Source organism: Pseudoalteromonas sp. HL-AS1 (assembly GCF_031198785.1).
Taxonomy (GTDB): domain Bacteria; phylum Pseudomonadota; class Gammaproteobacteria; order Enterobacterales; family Alteromonadaceae; genus Pseudoalteromonas; species Pseudoalteromonas distincta.
The window spans coordinates 3,611,236-3,631,099 of the sequence record NZ_CP133569.1 but is presented as its reverse complement, the minus strand read 5'-3'; the positions used below and the strand labels follow the sequence as shown (position 1 = coordinate 3,631,099).

The window sequence follows — 19,864 nt, the reverse complement described above, 5'->3', positions numbered from 1 at the left end:
ACCCGTTTGGGTTGTATGGTTAAGTGACTAAGCGTACACGGTGGATGCCTTGGCAGTTGGAGGCGATGAAGGACGTATTAACTTGCGATAAGCCTAGTCAAGCTAGTAAAAAGCGCTTGAGACTAGGATTTCCGAATGGGGAAACCCACCTGCTTGCAGGTATCGTTAACTGAATACATAGGTTAACGAGGCGAACGCGGAGAACTGAAACATCTAAGTACCCGTAGGAAAAGAAATCAACCGAGATTCCGAAAGTAGCGGCGAGCGAAATCGGAACAGCCCTTAAGCTTATTATGTGTTAATGGAAGGCTCTGGAAAGTGCCACGATACAGGGTGATAGTCCCGTACATGAAAAGACATTTTAAGTGAAATCGAGTAGGTCGGAGCACGTGAAACTTTGACTGAATATAGGTGGACCATCATCTAAGGCTAAATACTCCCAACTGACCGATAGTGAACCAGTACCGTGAGGGAAAGGCGAAAAGAACCCCTGTGAGGGGAGTGAAATAGAACCTGAAACCGTGTACGTACAAGCAGTAGGAGCCCACTTGTTGGGTGACTGCGTACCTTTTGTATAATGGGTCAGCGACTTATATTTTGTAGCGAGGTTAACCGAATAGGGTAGCCGTAGGGAAACCGAGTCTTAACTGGGCGACTAGTTGCAAGGTATAGACCCGAAACCCGGTGATCTAGCCATGGGCAGGTTGAAGGTTGAGTAACATCAACTGGAGGACCGAACCCACTAACGTTGAAAAGTTAGGGGATGACCTGTGGCTAGGAGTGAAAGGCTAATCAAACCGGGAGATAGCTGGTTCTCCCCGAAATCTATTTAGGTAGAGCCTCGGACGAATACTTACGGGGGTAGAGCACTGTTAAGGCTAGGGGGTCATCCCGACTTACCAACCCTTTGCAAACTCCGAATACCGTAAAGTAATATCCGGGAGACACACGGCGGGTGCTAACGTCCGTCGTGAAGAGGGAAACAACCCAGACCGCCAGCTAAGGTCCCAAAGTCATAGTTAAGTGGGAAACGATGTGGAAAGGCCCAGACAGCCAGGAGGTTGGCTTAGAAGCAGCCATCCTTTAAAGAAAGCGTAATAGCTCACTGGTCGAGTCGGTCTGCGCGGAAGATGTAACGGGGCTAAACTATGCACCGAAGCTGCGGATTCAGAATTTATTCTGAGTGGTAGGGGAGCGTTCTGTAAGCGGTTGAAGGTGTACCGGGAGGTATGCTGGACGTATCAGAAGTGCGAATGCTGACATGAGTAACGATAATGGGAGTGAAAAACTCCCACGCCGGAAGACCAAGGGTTCCTATCCCATGTTAATCAGGGTAGGGTAAGTCGACCCCTAAGGCGAGGCCGAAAGGCGTAGTCGATGGGAAACAGATTAATATTTCTGTACTCGATATAATTGCGATGGGGGGACGGAGCAGGCTAAACAAGCATGGCGTTGGTAGTCCATGTGAAAGTGAGTAGGTTGGTGACTTAGGTAAATCCGGGTTGCTATTAAGACTGAGACACGAGACGAGTCACCACGGTGATGAAGTTGTTGATGCCATACTTCCAGGAAAAGCCTCTAAGCTTCAGATTATATGGAATCGTACCCCAAACCGACACAGGTGGTCAGGTAGAGAATACTAAGGCGCTTGAGAGAACTCGGGTGAAGGAACTAGGCAAAATCGTACCGTAACTTCGGGAGAAGGTACGCTCCTATCTGTGATGAGACTTGCTCTCTAAGCGGACGGGAGCCGCAGTGACCAGGTGGCTGGGACTGTTTATTAAAAACACAGCACTGTGCAAAATCGCAAGATGACGTATACGGTGTGACACCTGCCCGGTGCCGGAAGGTTAATTGATGGGGTTATCCTTAGGGAGAAGCTCTTGATCGAAGCCCCGGTAAACGGCGGCCGTAACTATAACGGTCCTAAGGTAGCGAAATTCCTTGTCGGGTAAGTTCCGACCTGCACGAATGGTGTAACCATGGCCACGCTGTCTCCACCCGAGACTCAGTGAAATTGAAATCGCAGTGAAGATGCTGTGTACCCGCGGCTAGACGGAAAGACCCCGTGAACCTTTACTACAGCTTGGCACTGAACATTGAACCTACATGTGTAGGATAGGTGGGAGACTTTGAAGCAGCGACGCTAGTTGTTGTGGAGTCGTCCTTGAAATACCACCCTTGTAGTTTTGATGTTCTAACGTTGGCCCCTGAATCGGGGTTACGGACAGTGCCTGGTGGGTAGTTTGACTGGGGCGGTCTCCTCCTAAAGAGTAACGGAGGAGCACGAAGGTTGGCTAAGTACGGTCGGACATCGTACGGTTAGTGTAATGGTAGAAGCCAGCTTAACTGCGAGACAGACACGTCGAGCAGGTACGAAAGTAGGTCATAGTGATCCGGTGGTTCTGAATGGAAGGGCCATCGCTCAACGGATAAAAGGTACTCCGGGGATAACAGGCTGATACCGCCCAAGAGTTCATATCGACGGCGGTGTTTGGCACCTCGATGTCGGCTCATCACATCCTGGGGCTGAAGTCGGTCCCAAGGGTATGGCTGTTCGCCATTTAAAGTGGTACGCGAGCTGGGTTTAGAACGTCGTGAGACAGTTCGGTCCCTATCTGCCGTGGGCGTTTGAGAATTGAGAGGGGTTGCTCCTAGTACGAGAGGACCGGAGTGAACGAACCGCTGGTGTTCGGGTTGTCATGCCAATGGCATTGCCCGGTAGCTACGTTCGGAACTGATAAGCGCTGAAAGCATCTAAGCGCGAAGCAGGCCTCGAGATGAGTTCTCACTAGACTTTTAAAGTCTCTGAAGGGCCGTTGAAGACTACAACGTTGATAGGCAAGATGTGGAAGTGGTGTGAGCCATTAAGCTAACTTGTACTAATTACCCGTGAGGCTTAACCATACAACGCCAAACGCGTTTTATGCGACAGTTTGACAGAAGTTAATATGACTAAAGTAGAAATTACTGAAAAGACTTAAAAAATATTATCAGATATTTTCCAAATTCAGTTAATGCGTAGAAATACGGATTAACGCCCTAATTTGCTTGGTGACAATAGCGTTTTGGACCCACCTGACTCCATGCCGAACTCAGTAGTGAAACGAAACAGCGCCGATGATAGTGTAGCATTTGCTATGTGAAAGTAGGACATTACCAGGCTTCAAATTGTAGAGAGCCCGACTAGAAATAGTCGGGCTTTTTTACGTCTGAAGAAAAGTGAAATACGCGCAATTAACACACACTCATATCAACATCATCACGCAGGGCGGGCAAGCATAGCGACTCCCGACGTTAAAATCACATCGGTAATAGCTATAATGTTCTTATTTCACGAGCTGGGTTACCCGCTACCACGGTATTAGCCATTACATTTTTAGTTACTACAGATCCTGCACCTACAATACTATTTTCACCAATACTCACACCCGCTAAAATAATAGCGCCTGCGCCAACCCATACGTTATTGCCTAACGCGATAGGGCCTGCAAAGTTTTCCTTATTAAGCCTTTCTGCTGGATTAGTAGCATGTGACACAGCTAAAAGCTGAACGTTCGGGCCTATTAAACAGTCATCACCAATGGTGATTGAGTGATTGGCTAATGGCGAGTCGAGAAGTGTGCAATTAATATTCATAAAAGTACGATCACCAATAACTATTTGATTGCCGTAATCGCAATGAAAACCTGATTCTATAATTACACCATCACCCGACTTTAAAAATAACTCTTTGATACGTTTTAAGTTGCCTTTACTTGGGCTCTTATTAAATAAACGGCAGGTTTCACCTGCTTGCTTTCGCTGTGCTAAGTATTCTTTACTGATACTGTTAAATGACTGCATTGTATTTATCTTTATCGCTTAATTAGTTATAGCTTACCGTACTTTTAGTTTTATTATTATTAGAATAAAGCTGTGTTTTTTTTGCTCGTTCACTTGCCATTTAGGTTGTTTCGTTTAAAATCGCATAACTTTCGAAATGAAACTTAATTCACGAGCTTTATGACTAAACGAAACACACAGCAGCGTCGTCACAATATACTGGTTCAAGTTAATGAATTAGGTGAAGTAGCCGTTGAAAAGTTAGCACAGCAGTTTCAAACATCTGAAGTAACCATTCGAAAAGATTTAACCTCGCTTGAAAAAAGTGGCTTATTACTTCGCCGCTACGGTGGTGCTATTGCACTACCTAAAGAAATTGTTAGCGATGAAGTAGATTCAAAGCGCAAAGTCGCAATAGCAAAAGCTGCAGCAAAACTTATAAAAGATCATAACCGCATTATTATTGATAGCGGGCGTACCACAGCAGCTATGATCCCTGAGCTTGCTGATAAGCATGGGCTAGTTGTTATGACCAACGCTATTAAAGTAGCGAGTCGTTTATTAGCACTCGAGAACGAGCCGACACTTTTAATGACCGGCGGAACGTGGGATCCACATTCTGAGTCATTTCAGGGGCAAGTTGCCGAAAATGTATTATGTTCTTACGACTTTGATCAGCTATTTATTGGCGCTGACGGCATAGATGTAAAGCGTGGTACTACTACCTTTAATGAGCTAGTTGGTTTAAGCCAAGTTATGGCAAAAGCCGCTCGTGAAGTAATTGTAATGGTTGAATCAGATAAGATTGGCCGAAAAATACCAAATTTAGAATTACCGTGGAAAATAGTAACCACATTAATAACCGACAATGGCTTAGCAGACGAAAAACGCAAAGCAATTGAGGCGTGTGGTGTAAAACTAATTTGCGCAGAGATTATTGAATAGTAACTACAAAGTGAGTTACTAGAATTAAAAAATTAATGGAGACACTATGTGTGGAATAGTTGGGGCAGTTGCAGAACGTCCAGTAAACAAAATTTTAGTTGAAGGCCTTAAACGTCTTGAATACCGTGGTTATGATTCAGCAGGCGTAGCATTGCTTGATGGCAACACACTTAATACTGTTAAAGCAGTAGGTAAAGTAGTAAACGTAGAAGCTGCACTTGAGAAAGCAGGCGTTAGCGGTCATACAGGTATTGCACACACACGCTGGGCAACTCACGGTAGCGTTACAGAAGAAAACGCACACCCGCATGTATCAAACAACCAGTTAGCACTTGTGCATAACGGTATAATTGAAAACCACGCAAGCCTGCGCGCATCGCTTAAAGAAGAAGGTTACGAGTTCCTATCTGAAACCGATACCGAAGTAATGGTGCACTTAATTCATAAGCTTCGTAAGCAGCACACTAGTTTACTTGCTGCAGTACAGGCAGCTGTTAAGCAATTTGAAGGTGCATTTGGCACGGTTGTATTTGATAAAGACAACGACAACGAAATTATCGTAGCACGTTCAGGTAGCCCTCTTGTTATTGGTTTAGGCCTTGGCGAGAACTTTATTGCCTCTGATCAGTTAGCACTATTACCAGTTACTCGTAGCTTCATCTTTTTAGAAGAAGGCGACGTAGCCCGCATTACACGTGACACTGTTGAAATCTTTGATGAAAATGGCGACGCTGTAGAGCGCGAAGTGATTGAATCAAACATCACACAAGATGCATCAGGCAAAGGCGACTACCGCCACTACATGCTAAAAGAAATTTACGAGCAGCCCCTTGCGGTACGTAATACCCTTGAAGGGCGTTTAAACGACGATCGCGTAGCAATTGATGCGTTTGGCGAAAGCGCTCAGCAAATATTTAAAGACGTAAAACACGTGCAAATTATTGCCTGTGGCACGTCTTACCATTCAGGTATGGTTGCACGTTATTGGCTTGAGCAATTTGCAGGCGTTAGCTGTAATGTAGAAATAGCTTCTGAATTTAGATACCGTCAGTCGTTTGTTCATGAAAATAGCTTACTTGTTACTATTTCACAATCGGGTGAAACTGCCGATACGCTAGCTGCATTACGCCTAGCTAAAGAGCAAGGTTACATGGCCTCAATGACCATTTGTAACGTACCTGGTTCATCGCTTGTACGCGAATCAGACCTTGCCTTTATGACCAAAGCTGGCGCTGAAATAGGCGTGGCTTCTACTAAAGCATTTACAACGCAATTAGTTGGTTTGTTAATGCTTACTGCGTCCATTGCTCAAGAAAAACAGCTTGATCAAAGTGCTATTGTAAATGCTATAAAAGTACTACCTGCTAAGCTTGAAGAAACATTACTGCTTGCAGATGGCATTGCAGACCTTGCAGAAGAATTTGCCGACAAGCATCACTCACTGTTTTTAGGTCGTGGCTCGCAATACCCAATCGCGATGGAAGGTGCGCTTAAACTTAAAGAGATTTCTTACATTCACGCAGAAGCCTACGCAGCGGGCGAGCTAAAACATGGCCCACTCGCACTTATTGATGCTGACATGCCAATTATTGTTGTAGCACCAAACAATGAGTTATTAGAAAAGCTTAAATCAAACGTAGAAGAAGTACGCGCACGTGGCGGCATTATTTACGTATTCGCAGATAAAGATTCACACTTTGAGTCAGACGACACAATGCGTGTTATCAACGTAAACCACACTGACGACATTATTGCGCCAATTGTTTACACACTGCCATTACAGTTACTGTCGTACTACGTAGCGGTAATTAAAGGTACTGACGTTGACCAACCTCGTAACTTAGCTAAATCTGTTACGGTTGAGTAAAATCAATAGGTTATTATTTATTAGTTGTGGGATAGTAATAAACAATCATACTAAGTATTAAAGTATCATACTGAGTAATAGAGTTGCATACCAAGACCGTCAGAACTATGCTTATTTAATGAGCTGAGTCAGGCGGTTTTTTTTATGGCATCGTACAAGAAGGGATTTACCGAGGTTAAATTCGATAAGTGGATCAAAGAGGGTCGCGGTAGCGGCCAGCATGCAGACTACAGACCTTGGTTAACGGTTAGAGATTTTCCTTCTCTAGGCCGCGTTCATCGAGTCTTTGGCCATAAATCGAAACGAACCCATCATCTATTTTCTGATCTTGAACTTTGCGTTTTCTTGATGCTGGAATGGCACAGTGAAGTCACCCAGATCCGCGAGCAATTTCCACTGGAGCGGGATCTTACCCGTAGACTGGCAATAGATTCAGGGATAAAACACCCCAATATCGCCGGGTTAGACCAGTATATGTCGTCGGATTTTTTGGTCGACTCTACCGACGAAAAAGAGCCTAGATGGGTACTACAGGCTAAGTATGCATCAGCTCTCAACGATGTCAGAACTGTGGAAAAAGTGGAACTCGAACGCCGATATTGGCAAGAAAAAACCTTGCCTTGGTATTTGATAACAGATCAGGACGTGCCAGATGTAGTAACCAATAATATCAAGTGGCTCTATCCGGCTCAAAGAGAGGAAGAAAAAGATGCTGAGCTGGCGCTGCAGCAGATCGAATTCTATGCCCACCACTTCAAAAAAAGCCCTCACAAGACGGTACTTGTCATCTGTAAAGAGATGGACATCGCTTATGACCTGCAGCTCGGCGAATCGCTTTACGAAGTTAGGTGTTTGTTAGCCAAGCGCTATTTCTCCTTCGATATATTTATTCCGACCACAAAGCTCAAGGCGTGTGATTTAAAAGCCGGAGAGCTGGGTTTTATCCGGGAGACATATCTTGTTTCGAATCAATGAAGTTCTTAAGATCGGCGAACGTAGTTACCGCGTTCTACAGTTGCTAGGTGAATACCTAGTATGGATAGATATTAACGACGAGTCTGCGTTCCCTGAATTAGCTTCTATCGACGAATTGATAAAAGCCATTGAGCAGGAAAACCTTGAGCGTGTCGAGGACCCATATCGCGAATTAGCCTTTGAAACGCCTAATGAAGGAAGCACTGCCAGAACCAAACGCGACACTAACTATGCTCTGATCAAACCGCTGCTCATTTTACCCGACTTCTTTGTACCGAAAAGCCGTGGCGCTGTCATTAAAAGCATCCTCGCCGAACATGGCTCTACCAAGCAGACTTTGTATAGGTTAGCTCGTCGCTACTGGCAGCGCGGGCAGACGCCGAATTCCTTATTGCCTGACTACAAAAATTCTGGCGGCAAGGGTAAGAGGCGGATAGCCAATGACAAGAAACTTGGGCGTCCGCGTAAATATGAGCCTGGCATCGGAGCCAAAATTGATGAGTTTATAGAGCGCCTGTTTCGTATGGCCATTGATCGTTATTTGTTGAAGGACAAAGGACATTCATTCCCCTATGCCCATCGTCGCTTCGAGACTCTATATCTAAACTATTTCCCCGATACACCTCAAGAAGAATTGCCCAGCAACTGGCAGATGATGCATTTTTATAAGCGCGAGTATTCTCAACCGGACAAGCTCAGAAAGCGTGTGTCGAGCATAGAATATAACAAGGATATTAGACCTCTGTATGGCACGGCGAATACTCAGGTACTCGGGCCAGGATCCCGCTACGAGATAGACGCCACCATCGCCGATATTTACCTTGTATCTGATAGTGAGAGGGGAAATATAGTCGGCCGTCCCGTTGTCTACATGGTTATAGATGTGTTCAGCCGCATGATTGCCGGTTTCTATATAGGTTTTGAAAATGCTTCCTATGCTGCAGCTATGCAGGCTTTATTTATGGCTACTACCGATAAAACTTCGTACTGCAAAGAATTGGATTTTGACATCGAATTGGAGAACTGGCCAAGCATTGGTCTGCCAGACGCAATTCTGGCTGACAGAGGTGAGCTGTTGGGCTATCAGATCGAAAATCTAGAGAGTAATTTTTCAGTAAGAATAGAAAATACACCGCCCTATCGCGGTGATGCTAAGGGGATCGTCGAGCGTAGTTTCAAAACTATTCAGGCTTCTTTCGGTCCTTTCGTGCCCGGTTACGTATCTGGTACTAAGGTAAAAAAGCGCGGTGGAAAAGACTATCGACTAGATGCGAAGCTGACAGTGAAGGCGTTCTCTCAAATAATCCTATCTTCAGTGCTTTATCATAATCAGTATGCGGTACTTGAGAAGTACGATAGAGACTCAGACATGCCGACAGGCCTGCCCACGACTCCTATCCACCTGTGGAATTGGGGTTTGCAGCATAGAACTGGACGTTTACATCAAGCCGATGAAGATGCGCTTCGCATTGCTCTTTTGCCGAGAAAGACGGCTACCTTGTCTGAACTGGGAATCTGTCTGTTCGGTATTTACTATGCGTCTTCTGAGCAGTTGCTGTTAGGCTGGATGCATCGGGGGAAGGACGTGAAGCGTCCTGCAAATATGGAAGCGGCCTACGATCCCCTTGTTGCCGACCGGATCTATCTTTTCCCCGAAAGGGGCAGCAACAAATATTGGGTGTGCAACCTAGCTGACCGCTCCAGAGAATTCCAAGGGGCTTCGTTCTGGGATGTCTGGCTACTCCGCAACGAGCAGAAGAAAACCATTGGACAAACTCGCGTACAGTCAAAAACTAAGAAGCGGCAGCATGAGCAATTCGTCATCGACAAGATAGCTCAGGCCGAAAAGACCGCGCCTGATACCTCTGGTCTCTCCAACGCGGGGCGAATTCGTGCTATCAATGAGAATAGGCGAGAAGAAAAGGCAAGAGAGAGGCATGAAAAAGCGCACCGCCCAGCTACAAGTGACAATAAGAAGTCCGGTGAGGTGATCCACCTTGTAAACCCAGAGCTTGATCTGAACTATCCTGATTATATAGACGAACTCTTCGGGGATGACGACTGATGCCGCTACCTGATAACTTTGTTGATGCCATCTATATAGATCCGGGCCTTGAGCGATATCGAGGCAATCCATTGATAGAGGCTCTGCCGCCCATAATGGACCTACAAGCTCTTAAAGTGAAGTTGACTGGTAAGGTTAAATTTAACCCAAAGGATTGTTATGAAAAAGGGCATATTCGCGCTCACCAGATCAGCGCGCTGCTTGACGATTTTTTCCAGCCTCTATCTATTCACAAACAGCTGGAGGAGAAAATTTCAGTTATGATCCGCGCTGGCTATGTTGGTCGTAATATAGCGGATGGCTCCCTGAATCAGAAGATGCAGGAAGGCTACCAAAGGATTATGTCAGGAGCGATAAACGATTTTTGCTTTGCACAGTCCAACTCTACGGCTAAGTGTATGTCGTTGATCGGCTGTTCCGGCAGTGGTAAGAGTTCGACAATCAACCGTATCCTAGCGACCTATCCGCAAGTCCTCTATCACCAGAAATATAACTTCATACAGCTACCCTATCTAAGAATTGAATGCCCTTCTGATGGTTCGTTGAAGAGCTTATGCCTGAATTTTTTCCGTGAAGTTGATCGTACGCTTCATACTGGGTATGAGGAAAAATACGCACGTAAGCGGCATAGCACTGAAGTTCTGCTTTCCCTGATGGGACAAGTGGCAACGCAGCGAGCGATCGGTGTCTTAGTCATTGATGAAATTCAGCGATTAGCGCTGAAACGCTCGATAAGCAAGGAGGCCATGCTGGAGTTCTTTGTTGCTCTGGTAAATGTAGTTGGCGTTCCTGTAGTTATGGTTGGTACACCCAAGGCTCGGCCTATATTCGAAATGGAACTTCAGGCAGGTAGACGCAGTGCTGGGTTCGGTGCGCTGTTCTGGGAGCCGATGCAACGAGGTATTATAAAAGCTGATCCTAAGACTGGAATATCGAGAAAAACCGAATGGCAGGCCTTTACCGACAAGCTTTGGCAATATCAGTGGTTGAGTAGCAGGGATGAGTTACTGAGTGACGAAATCCGCGACTGCTGGTTCGACTTGTCGCAGGGGGTACTCGATATAGTGGTGAAAATTTTCGTGCTCGCCCAGATGCGATCCATATCTACGGGATTGGAACGGATAACCGCCAAGCTACTGCGTACCGTATACGAGCAAGAACTGAAACTGGTGCATCCCATGCTGGATGCTCTACGTAGAGACGACCCGGAGCTTATCGTCAAGTATTCTGATTTACAGTTGCCAGAGATGGACAAACGACTCCTTGAACTAAGAAGGCTGATCGAAGAGCGGCAGGACGAAAAGGAAAGTGAATCGTTCTTCGGCGGCAATGAAAAAGCACTGCGGCTGCATACTATGTTGCAAGCCATGGGATGTACTTCCGAACTGTTACAGCCTCTGATCGTAAATGCTTTCAAAGAACACCCGAATCTTTCTCTGCCGGAGCTGAGTCGAATCATATTGGAGTGGTATTCTAAGCCGTCTGAACCAAAAAAGATCAAAGCTGAAAAGGTGAACCCTAGAGATTGGCATACGCTATCTTCTGAAGATTTGAGATTTAAGTTCTCTCAGGCAGACAAGGGACGGCTGTACGATGATCTGAAATACGATAAAGAGTTATTCGATGTGCCTAATTGGCTAAGGCATGTGGGCTGACATGCTGGGTTTCCCTCTGCCTTATCGCGACGAATTGCTATATAGCACTATTGCTAGGCACAGGGTTCACAGTGGTATTGTCTCGCCGAAGGGGCTGTTATTGGAGGTCTTCGGCGATACCAAGGTCTTAGCCACGTCTGATCTGCCATCGCATCTGGGGCGGATCGCAGAGCTTTACCCTGCAGCACTCGGTGTTACACCGCTCGATTTACTCTATCAAAATACCCTCTTCCCTTTATATGCGCCTTTCGTGGGGGAAACTCGGCGGATTGCTTTGATCCGGGAACTGACCGCAAACGACAAGAGTGCGGTTCACCTCGCTGTCGGGGTAGCGGCTTCGCGCATTAGGCAACCGATCTATCTTAGATATTGTCCTGCTTGCATGTGCGAGCAAGTGAGCAAGCACGGAGAATGTTATTGGCGGCGTGACTGGCAGGTGGCTGGTGCCGATAGTTGTCCTGCACACGGAAGCCTCATCAATTCAAAAACACGTCGTCACGATGCCCAACGGCATGAATTTATGGCGGCGGATCCGAATATTTGCCCTTTAATCGATCAACTACCGGGGAAATGGCAAAGCAATTTGCTTGCAGAAAGCATAGATGAACTGTTGAACCTAGGAACAGTAGTAGTACCCGAACTGCCCCAATGGAGCCTTTGGTATGCCAATTTGGCAGCCGAACACAGATTAACTCGCGGTATCCAAATGCGCCATAAGCTTATCCGCGAAAAGGTCGTCGGGTACTGGGGAGCAAGCTGGCTTTCTTTATACGGACTTATGCCAGATGATAGTGAAACTAATTGGCTTAAGAATATATTTCGGAAGCACCGCAAGGCTTTCAGCTACCTGGAGCACCTAGTAGTGCTTTACGCCTTTATGGAGCCAAAATGGAAACTAGTTGATGTCGTCGATAGGGTTGCTCGACTTAAATTGGATAAGAAAATCCCGACAAAGATTCTGGATGAAAAAGATAATCCTTTGCTAATTGAATATCGCAGTCGGTGGCTGGCCGTAGTCGAAAAGCAAGGTACTAAACAGGCTCGTCTCAATGGATTTGGGGGGGTATATGCTTGGCTGTATCGTCGCGATAGAAACTGGTTGTTCAAAACTAACCAGACTAATAGAAAGCTGGAGCCCAAACATAAAGCTAAGGTTGATTGGCAGAGACGTGACAAAGATATCGTTAGAAAGCTTATAGGCATTCTAGAACTAAGCGAACAGAAGCTCGATACACCTAGGCACTCAATGAACTGGTATTTGAACCAGTTGGAGTATAAGGCCCAGGTAGAAAAGCACTTAGATCTACTACCTTTGTGTAGTTTGTTTTTTGTTCGGTACTGTGAAAGTATATTTGAATATCAAATAAGAAGAATCACCCGCACCGTCATACACATAACACGGGATGACGAGCCACTGAAACGTTGGCAGGTGCTGAGGGGAGCTAGCTTGAGCGAGCAGCGGCTTACCAACCTGGCCCGTCGATTTCTTGAGGAGGTACTCGAAATTTGAACAGCAGCACCTACCTGAAAGGGTTCAAGGACGATACCTGGCTCAACGGAATTGGCGATTTTTTCTGTAGGGTGGACGGAGTCAGATGGGGGATCAATTTAAGCATCTACCCCAGCAAGGAGCATGGAAAGGATTCAACCTCTCTTTCCAATGCACCTATGCTGATACGCAAGAACATCATCAACCCAACCAAAGACTATTACCGTAAGAATTACGAGATAACATTTACAGTAACCTCGACCCACGAATGGCTAGTTGACGAGCTTGGTAACTGTCCGGCTCTTGAGAGGCGGCTGCATAAGGAAGCTAGGCAACATTGCTTCGTGTTCCACCATCCAGACGGTACCAGGATCTATCTTCCCCAGTTCGAACTGGCGAGAGCGCTCTTTTTTCACAATGGCTATCTGGCCCGTTCTTCGGTAATTCATGACGTATTGAACAATGAGTTTGCAGTTGAGTACGACAACGTGTGGGGAAAGGCCATCATCAACGTACTGGATACCTGCAATTGTCCGGCAGAGCTGTTTAACGATTATGGTTATCGCCGGGTGCTTGCCTGGTTGTTGATGGATGCTGATGCCTGGCGTTCATACGACAGTATTGGCAATTACCAGCTGCGTAATGGAGCTGATGACGGGCAATACAGAGTATGGACCTTTCAGTTCGAACCTCCAGTACTGGAAGGTGCCAGCCTGAAGTTGAAAGGTAATTTTGACCCAGAAAGCCAAACGTTCTTGGTTTACGAGGTTACCAGCATAAGAAATATTCCCGCCAACTTACCTGAGCATATCGAGTTTTACAGTCCCAAGTTTTTCACTCGGGTCGCTGGGAAAGGTGTAGTAGCCGGCTCTGCTCTTGAGCGGCCGCCTGGGTATAACGTGGATGACGCGGCGGAAGGAAGCCGGGAAAACAAGCCGGTCATGATTCGAGAAAACACGACTGAGCTTGCGTTCAATCGTGCGGTGGAGACGTCGAAGATCAGCAAAAAGAGAAAGTCCACGGTGAAAGGCCACGAGAACGATGGTGAGCAGGGTGAAGTTTCCAAAGATGTCAGTACCGAAGAGCAAGGACCATACGGAGGTCTGATAAGCGCCGAATGGAACAATCTTGATGACCAAACTGATGATGCTTACCTGTATCTGAACAAATTCGAGAGCTACTTAAAAATGCTCGGATTACTTAGGGATAAATATGGCTTTAAGGTCAACACCGATCCACTGAGAAAGTTGCCGAATATTGGTAAATGCAAAAAGCATATATTGGAAACTGATCAAAATCCGAGGTGTATGTCGGTCGCCCATGTTACAGCAGGCCTCACAGGGTACTATCTGCTGGAAGTCGATACTTCAGATGCAAGCAAGGCCTTATCGACTAAAGTGATTCTCGCCAAGGCTATCGGCGACATAGAGCCCCACTTGTTTGAGATGGAAAAGCAGTTGCTTAAGGCATCTCTATCCTGGCCGAAGCAGCATTTGGATAACTTGGTCGGTGCAGAGAATCACACTTGGATTCCACACCAAAAGTCTGACAAGCCCGGAGCAATTACCGCAGAGGACATTGATAAGTGGGCTGAAAGGGTGTTTGTGAGGCTGATTTCTACAGAACAATAATCACACAATGCATCTCAAGAGGCACATGCAAAGCCTGGCTTAGCGGCACAAATTGAAGGCTCTGAGTTTGCAAGTTGTGCGCTTGCAGCCGGACATCGTGATTAGGCTATACCGGGTTTATCACATGCTTGGTATTTACCCGCCGCCAGCAGGCTCCTGATATAAGGACCGGTGGCCCTACTCCCCGCATTTTCCCGTGAAGTTGCCAATTACCTTCTCGATCCTGTGGTGCTGTCAGAGCAATTAGTTTTTGCCATCAAGTGTTTATGTTGATTCTGGTTTATTTATCACCGCCTCCGTAGGCACGCATAAATAGGGTCACTACATTGGTTACCCAAGTCTCTATCTGCGCTGCCGAGGGTGGGCTGTCCGGGTAAGTCAGGTACTGTAACTGCAGCTCGCTGCGGACCAGGTTTACAAACATACAGGCGACGGCCTCCAGACTGGTGTCACCAAAATTTACTTCACCGGACTGGCTGGCACCGGCTAACAGATCGGCAACCAGCCTGGCACTAACCTGCGGCCCGGCACGGTAAAATGTATGTGCCAGAGCAGGAAAGCGGGCGCTTTCGGCAATGGCAACACGATATAGTGCCAGTCCGGACGGGGAGAGCACCACATCCAGATAGGTCCGAGCCAGTATGCCCAGGGTTTCTTTCAGTCGCCCCGGCTGAAAGCGGATATTATGCAGGGCTCTGGTAAAAGCAGCGCACTCGGATTTGATCACGGCGGTAAAGAGCGCTTCCTTGTTGGTGAAGTGCGCATATACCGTTGATTTTGAAACCCCGGCTTCGCGCTGGATCATGTCGGTGGTGGCAGCACTGAAGCCATGGGCCAGAAATACCTTTCGAGCAGCCTGCAAAACCTTGAGTGCTTTACCACTAAGCTCGGTTTCACCCGAAAGGGAAACATGTTCGGTTAGGTTGCGTTGTTGCATCTGAATCGGCCTCTTGGCAATGATGTATATTCTTGACACTGTATCGAACTGTACGGTACAGTGCAAATTGTATCGCTATCCTGGTGCATCCCATCGTTCTTGGTGGGCAATGTTACCCGGATTATTTTTTTGCCACCAGTTCGAACCGATCGGTTCGAACTGAAGTGTTCGGTGAGCTTATATGACTCCACAATCGTTGTTACCTTCGCTGCGTAAATCCACGGTAGCGCTCAGTATACTGCTGCTTGCCGGCTGTGCGGTCGGCCCCCATTTTGTTCAGCCCGGCAACAGTCTGCCGGGAACGCCGTTATCGCCTCGGGATGATTACCGTCATATGCAGGAAACATCCGTAGTCAATGTGCCTGTGCAGTGGTGGGTACTGTTCAATGATCCGATATTAACCGAACTGCAGCAACGAGCCCAGGCCGGTAACCTGGGCCTGCAAATGGCGGCGGAACGCATAGAGCAAAGCCGCGCACAGCTGGGTATCACGTCGGCCCAGCTGTTGCCCGGTGCGGCGGGCAATGCGAGCTATTCCCGTGGCGGGCTCAGCCAGCACGGCCGGCTGGCCGCGCTGGGAGCACCGACCAGCGCCACCGGTTTCTGGCAACTCGGATTTGACGCCAGCTGGGAGCTTGATCTGTGGGGGCGAGCTCATCGAGCGCGCGAAGGGGCCACTGCCGCCCTTGAGGCGAGGGTATACGACCATGAGGCGACCCGGGTGGCATTGTCCGCTGAGGTGGCCCGTGTTTACCTGCAATTACGGGGCACCCAGGCCCAGCTGAACATTACGCAGAAAAATCAGGCGATTGCCGAGCGAGCCCTAGAACTGATCGAAAGCCGTGAACGCAATGGGGTAGCCACCGGCTTTGAGGTCGCGTCCGCTCGTGCGCAAGTGGCTACAGTCAAGGGCATGGTGCCTGCGCTCATTCAGCACAGAAACGCTTTGATGAATGCGTTGGCCTTACTGCTGGGAGAGCAACCGCGGGCATTCGACACCGAGTTGAAAAACGCCATGCCCCTGCCTTCATTGCCGAGCAAGGTGCCGATGGGGGTTCCATCCGAGCTGGCGCAGCGACGACCCGATATTCAGCGTGCCGAAGCCGAACTGCATGCGGCCACCGCCGCCATCGGCGTTGCCAGGGCTGATTTCTATCCCCGCATTGGCCTGGGAGCTCGAATTGGGGTAGAAGCCTTTGAATCCGACGACCTAGATAGTTGGGATTCCCGCTTTTTTTCCGTCGGCCCTACCGTTTATCTGCCCATCTTTGAAGGGGGGCGGCTGAAACAGCGACTAGCACTGAATGAGGCGAAACAAAAGCGCGTCGCGCTGGCCTACCGGCAAACGGTACTGCAGGCCTGGCACGAAGTGGATAACGCCTTGGATGCCTGGGCAGCACAACGCAGCCAGCACGCCAACCTGCAGGTGTCCTACGAGCAGAACATACAGGCGCTGAATGCCGCCGAGCGAGGCTACCAGCAGGGTGCGGTGGACTATTTGCGAGTACTGTCCGCACAGCGCAACGTGCTGGAGAGCGAATCCCGGCTCAATGACAATGCCACCGACGCCACCCTAGCGCTGGTGAACCTCTACAAATCACTAGGGGGCGGATGGGATCCGGACGCCCTGTCGATTGCGCCGTCATCCCTGGAGGCGGACCAATGAGCACGGTCGTAGTACAGCCGCCCGCAAGCTCGCCTGCTGTGGCGGCAAAGCCATCCGGGCGCGCGCTTGGTGGCCTGGTCGGCATTCTTGTCGCCGCCATGATGGCGGGGCTGAACAACCGCGTTGGTGCGCTGGCGCTGGCGGACGTGCGAGGGGCGTTGGGTTTTAGCCTGGACGGCGCCTCCTGGCTTACCACTGTGTATACCGCCGGTGAGCTCATCGCCATGCCCTTCGCCCCCTGGTTTGCCATTACGCTGTCCATACGGCGCTTTGAGCTGTGGATGATTGGCACCTGCGCATTATTGGCCTTGGTGATGCCCTTTATCCAGCGTCTCGATCTGTTGCTCGCCCTACGCTTCGTGCAAGGTGTCGCTAGCGGAACTATGATTCCCTTGCTGATGATGGCGGCATTGAAATTCCTTCCTGTCCATATACGGCTGCATGGTCTGGCGTTGTATGCACTGACGGCTACTTTCGCACCCAATGTGTCGATCTGGTTGGCTGGGCATTGGACTGACGGACTGCTCGACTGGCGCTGGGTGTATTGGCAGATCATACCCTTGGCCCTTATCGCAGGTGGGCTGATTGCCTGGGGGCTGCCGAAGGATGCCATTCAGACCGGGCGTTTCCGGCAAGCCAATTGGGTTGGCCTGGCACTGGGTGCGCCTGCGCTGGGCCTTATTGCGGTTGCTCTGGATCAGGGAGTGCGGCTGGATTGGCTTAACTCCCCCCTGATTGTCGTGTCATTGGTGGCTGGCTTCACTTTGCTGGGCGTCTATCTACTTACTGAATGGTACCACCCTTCTCCGTTCATCAAGTTGCAATTGCTGGAGCGGCGCAACCTGGGGCTGAACTTTACACTGTTTGTCTTTCTACTGGTAGTCATGAGCTCCGGGGTGATGTTGCCAATGCACTACCTCGGGCCATTACAGGATTACCGCCCCCAGCAGATAGCTCCCATTGGTTTGATTATCGCCTTGCCACAACTGATCTTTGGCTCAGTAGTAGCGGTCTTGCTGTACCAGAAATGGGTCGATGCTCGCTTCGTTTTCAGCCTTGGCCTGCTTTTGATTGCGCTGGCGTGTTTCTCGGGCAGTTGGCTTACTCCAGATTGGAATCGGGATCAGTTCGTGATGGTACAGATGCTGCAGGCACTCGGCCAGCCCATGGCGGTGGTATCAATGCTGTTTCTCGCCACCAGCGTGGTGCGGCCTAGCGAAGGTCCTTATGTGTCGGGAACCATTAATACGCTGCGTGCTCTCGGCTCATTGATAGGCGGTGCCGTGGTCGGGCAGTTCCTGACGGTTCGCGGACGCTTTCATGGGGAAATGTTGCTGGATCATGCCGCGCTAGCTGAGTCCTCTCTCTCATCGGTGCCTGAGCCGTCCCAGTTGATGGGCATTATCGGCCAACAAGCATTGGTGCTGTCGGTGTCGGATGCCTATCGCGCCTTGGGGGTTCTGGCACTGATCTTGATTCCTTTCGTGCTGCGGCTGACCTACATTCCTGCGCCTGACCTGAAGGCCAGTACTTCTTTATCATCATCTTCATAAGGATCATTTCATCATGGCATTGCCAAAGAAAGCCAAAATCACCAGTGCAGTACTGCTATTGGCAGTCGCGATAGGCTGTGTGCTTTATCTCAATCGGCCAGAATCAAGCGCATCAAGTCAGTCCACAAAAGATGCTTATGTACAGGCAGACTTCACTTTTGTTGCCCCACAGATTGTTGGGAAGGTCGATCAGGTATTCGTGGAGGAGAACCAGCAGGTGAAGGCAGGGGGCTTGCTCGCGACCATTGACGACCGGGATTTCGTCGTCGCCGTGGATGCCGCTAAAGCACAAGTTTCCGGTGCTAACGCCAGTGTCGCCAGTCTGGAAGCTCGTCTGACACAGCAGCAAAACGCGATACACCAAGCGCAGGCAGCCGTTGCCATGGATAAGGCCGAGCTAGTATTGGCGAGAGCTAACCACGAACGCTATCGCAACCTGGCCGCCGATGGTTCAGGTACTGTCCAAGCCATGCAACAGGCCCAATCACAGTTGAATATCCGTCTGGCGAGCCAAGAGAAGAACCAAGCGGGACTAAAAGCGGCCCAGCAGCAGGTGGCCATTCTGCAAGCTGAACTGGAAAAGACCAAAGCAGCGCTAGCCCAAGCCCAGGCCGCTCAAGCCGCAGCGGAATTAAAATTGTCCTATACGCGTATCACGGCCCCAGTTGACGGTACCGTGGGACAGAAATCGGTTCGTGTCGGAGCCTTCGTCAATACCGGTACTCCACTGCTAGCAATCGTTCCACTTGATGCCGTCTATATCCAGGCGAACTATCGCGAAACGCAATTGGCTCATATCCAAATAGGACAAACGGTGGACATCAAAGTAGATGCCTTGCCCGGCGCCACCCTGAAAGGGACAGTAGAAAGTTTAGGCCCTGCTAGTGGGGTCAGCTACTCCGCCATTGCGCCACACAATGCAACCGGTAATTTTACTAAAATTGTGCAACGCCTTCCCTTACGCATTCGCGTGGATTCTGGTCAGCCTGAGGCGAATAAACTACGCGTGGGTATGTCTGTGGTGCCAACCATCCAAACCCGGAACTAATGAGACGTAAGAGTTGAGTTTGAACTTGCTGCTGCTCAGTGGCGATTAAACCGGTGGTAGTTTAGGTCGGTCAAGGTCAGCCGAAAGATGCATGGTTGCTGGCTACTGGCCTCTTTCCGACAGGATAAATTGATAGCGTCAGATCTGTTGCCGGAACAGTGTGCTCTAGCTAGCCGTGATGTTTTGGCGCTAACGATTTTCCAGCTAT

The 19,864-nt window shown here is 48.8% G+C and carries 12 protein-coding genes and 2 rRNA genes; 12 read left to right on the top strand and 2 right to left on the bottom strand.

The features are described from left to right. The first annotated feature begins 17 nt into the window (after positions 1-17). Both RB214_RS16790 and rrf read left to right on the top strand, forming a co-directional pair. Positions 18-2,907 (top strand): 23S ribosomal RNA (locus RB214_RS16790). Positions 2,908-3,050: 143 nt separating this feature from the next. Next, positions 3,051-3,165, top strand: a 5S ribosomal RNA gene (gene rrf / locus RB214_RS16785). Positions 3,166-3,318: 153 nt separating this feature from the next. On the opposite strand, the gene RB214_RS16780 is transcribed toward rrf, so the two are convergent. Beyond that, a complete protein-coding gene (locus RB214_RS16780; RefSeq protein ID WP_309167860.1) occupies positions 3,319-3,846 on the bottom strand; it encodes a sugar O-acetyltransferase in 528 nt (175 codons plus the stop codon). Between the two features lie 159 nt (positions 3,847-4,005). Here RB214_RS16780 and RB214_RS16775 point away from each other — a divergent pair, with 159 nt between their 5' ends. From RB214_RS16775 to RB214_RS16745, 7 genes are all read left to right on the top strand, one after another. After that, a complete protein-coding gene (locus RB214_RS16775) occupies positions 4,006-4,770 on the top strand; it encodes a DeoR family transcriptional regulator (protein ID WP_309167859.1) in 765 nt (254 codons plus the stop codon). 46 nt (positions 4,771-4,816) lie between these two features. After that, positions 4,817-6,637 (top strand): glutamine--fructose-6-phosphate transaminase (isomerizing), encoded by a 1,821-nt coding sequence (glmS, locus tag RB214_RS16770; protein ID WP_309167858.1) that lies wholly within the window; start codon positions 4,817-4,819, stop codon positions 6,635-6,637. A gap of 144 nt (positions 6,638-6,781) precedes the next feature. Further along, positions 6,782-7,612: a TnsA endonuclease C-terminal domain-containing protein gene (locus RB214_RS16765; protein WP_309167857.1), complete on the top strand. Its 831-nt coding sequence runs from the start codon at positions 6,782-6,784 to the stop codon at positions 7,610-7,612. Next, complete coding sequence (locus RB214_RS16760; RefSeq protein ID WP_309167856.1) at positions 7,596-9,677, top strand: DDE-type integrase/transposase/recombinase; 2,082 nt, start codon at positions 7,596-7,598, stop codon at positions 9,675-9,677. The genes RB214_RS16765 and RB214_RS16760 overlap by 17 nt, the downstream gene beginning before the upstream one ends. After that, positions 9,677-11,332, top strand: coding sequence for an AAA family ATPase (locus RB214_RS16755; protein ID WP_309167855.1), 1,656 nt, complete (start codon positions 9,677-9,679; stop codon positions 11,330-11,332). The genes RB214_RS16760 and RB214_RS16755 overlap by 1 nt, the downstream gene beginning before the upstream one ends. Beyond that, entirely contained in the window at positions 11,322-12,842 is a 1,521-nt protein-coding gene (locus RB214_RS16750) for a TnsD family Tn7-like transposition protein (RefSeq protein ID WP_309167854.1), read from the top strand. Before RB214_RS16755 ends, RB214_RS16750 begins: the two co-directional genes overlap by 11 nt. Further along, the gene (locus tag RB214_RS16745; RefSeq protein WP_309167853.1) at positions 12,839-14,452 is read left to right on the top strand and encodes a Tn7-like element transposition protein TnsE; all 1,614 of its coding nucleotides are present in this window, start codon (positions 12,839-12,841) and stop codon (positions 14,450-14,452) included. The genes RB214_RS16750 and RB214_RS16745 overlap by 4 nt, the downstream gene beginning before the upstream one ends. A 280-nt stretch (positions 14,453-14,732) precedes the next feature. Here the strand turns inward: RB214_RS16745 and RB214_RS16740 are convergent, their stop codons facing one another. Then, positions 14,733-15,389, bottom strand: coding sequence for a TetR/AcrR family transcriptional regulator (locus tag RB214_RS16740; RefSeq protein ID WP_105188713.1), 657 nt, complete (start codon positions 15,387-15,389; stop codon positions 14,733-14,735). Between the two features lie 181 nt (positions 15,390-15,570). Here RB214_RS16740 and RB214_RS16735 point away from each other — a divergent pair, with 181 nt between their 5' ends. The 3 genes from RB214_RS16735 to RB214_RS16725 are packed head-to-tail and all read left to right on the top strand — an operon-like array spanning position 15,571 to position 19,656. Then, the gene (locus RB214_RS16735) at positions 15,571-17,055 is read left to right on the top strand and encodes an efflux transporter outer membrane subunit (RefSeq protein WP_105188712.1); all 1,485 of its coding nucleotides are present in this window, start codon (positions 15,571-15,573) and stop codon (positions 17,053-17,055) included. Then, a complete protein-coding gene (locus tag RB214_RS16730; RefSeq protein WP_309167852.1) occupies positions 17,052-18,608 on the top strand; it encodes an MFS transporter in 1,557 nt (518 codons plus the stop codon). The genes RB214_RS16735 and RB214_RS16730 overlap by 4 nt, the downstream gene beginning before the upstream one ends. Before the next feature lie 13 nt (positions 18,609-18,621). Then, a complete protein-coding gene (locus tag RB214_RS16725) occupies positions 18,622-19,656 on the top strand; it encodes an HlyD family secretion protein (RefSeq protein WP_309167851.1) in 1,035 nt (344 codons plus the stop codon). The last annotated feature ends 208 nt before the right edge of the window (positions 19,657-19,864 follow it).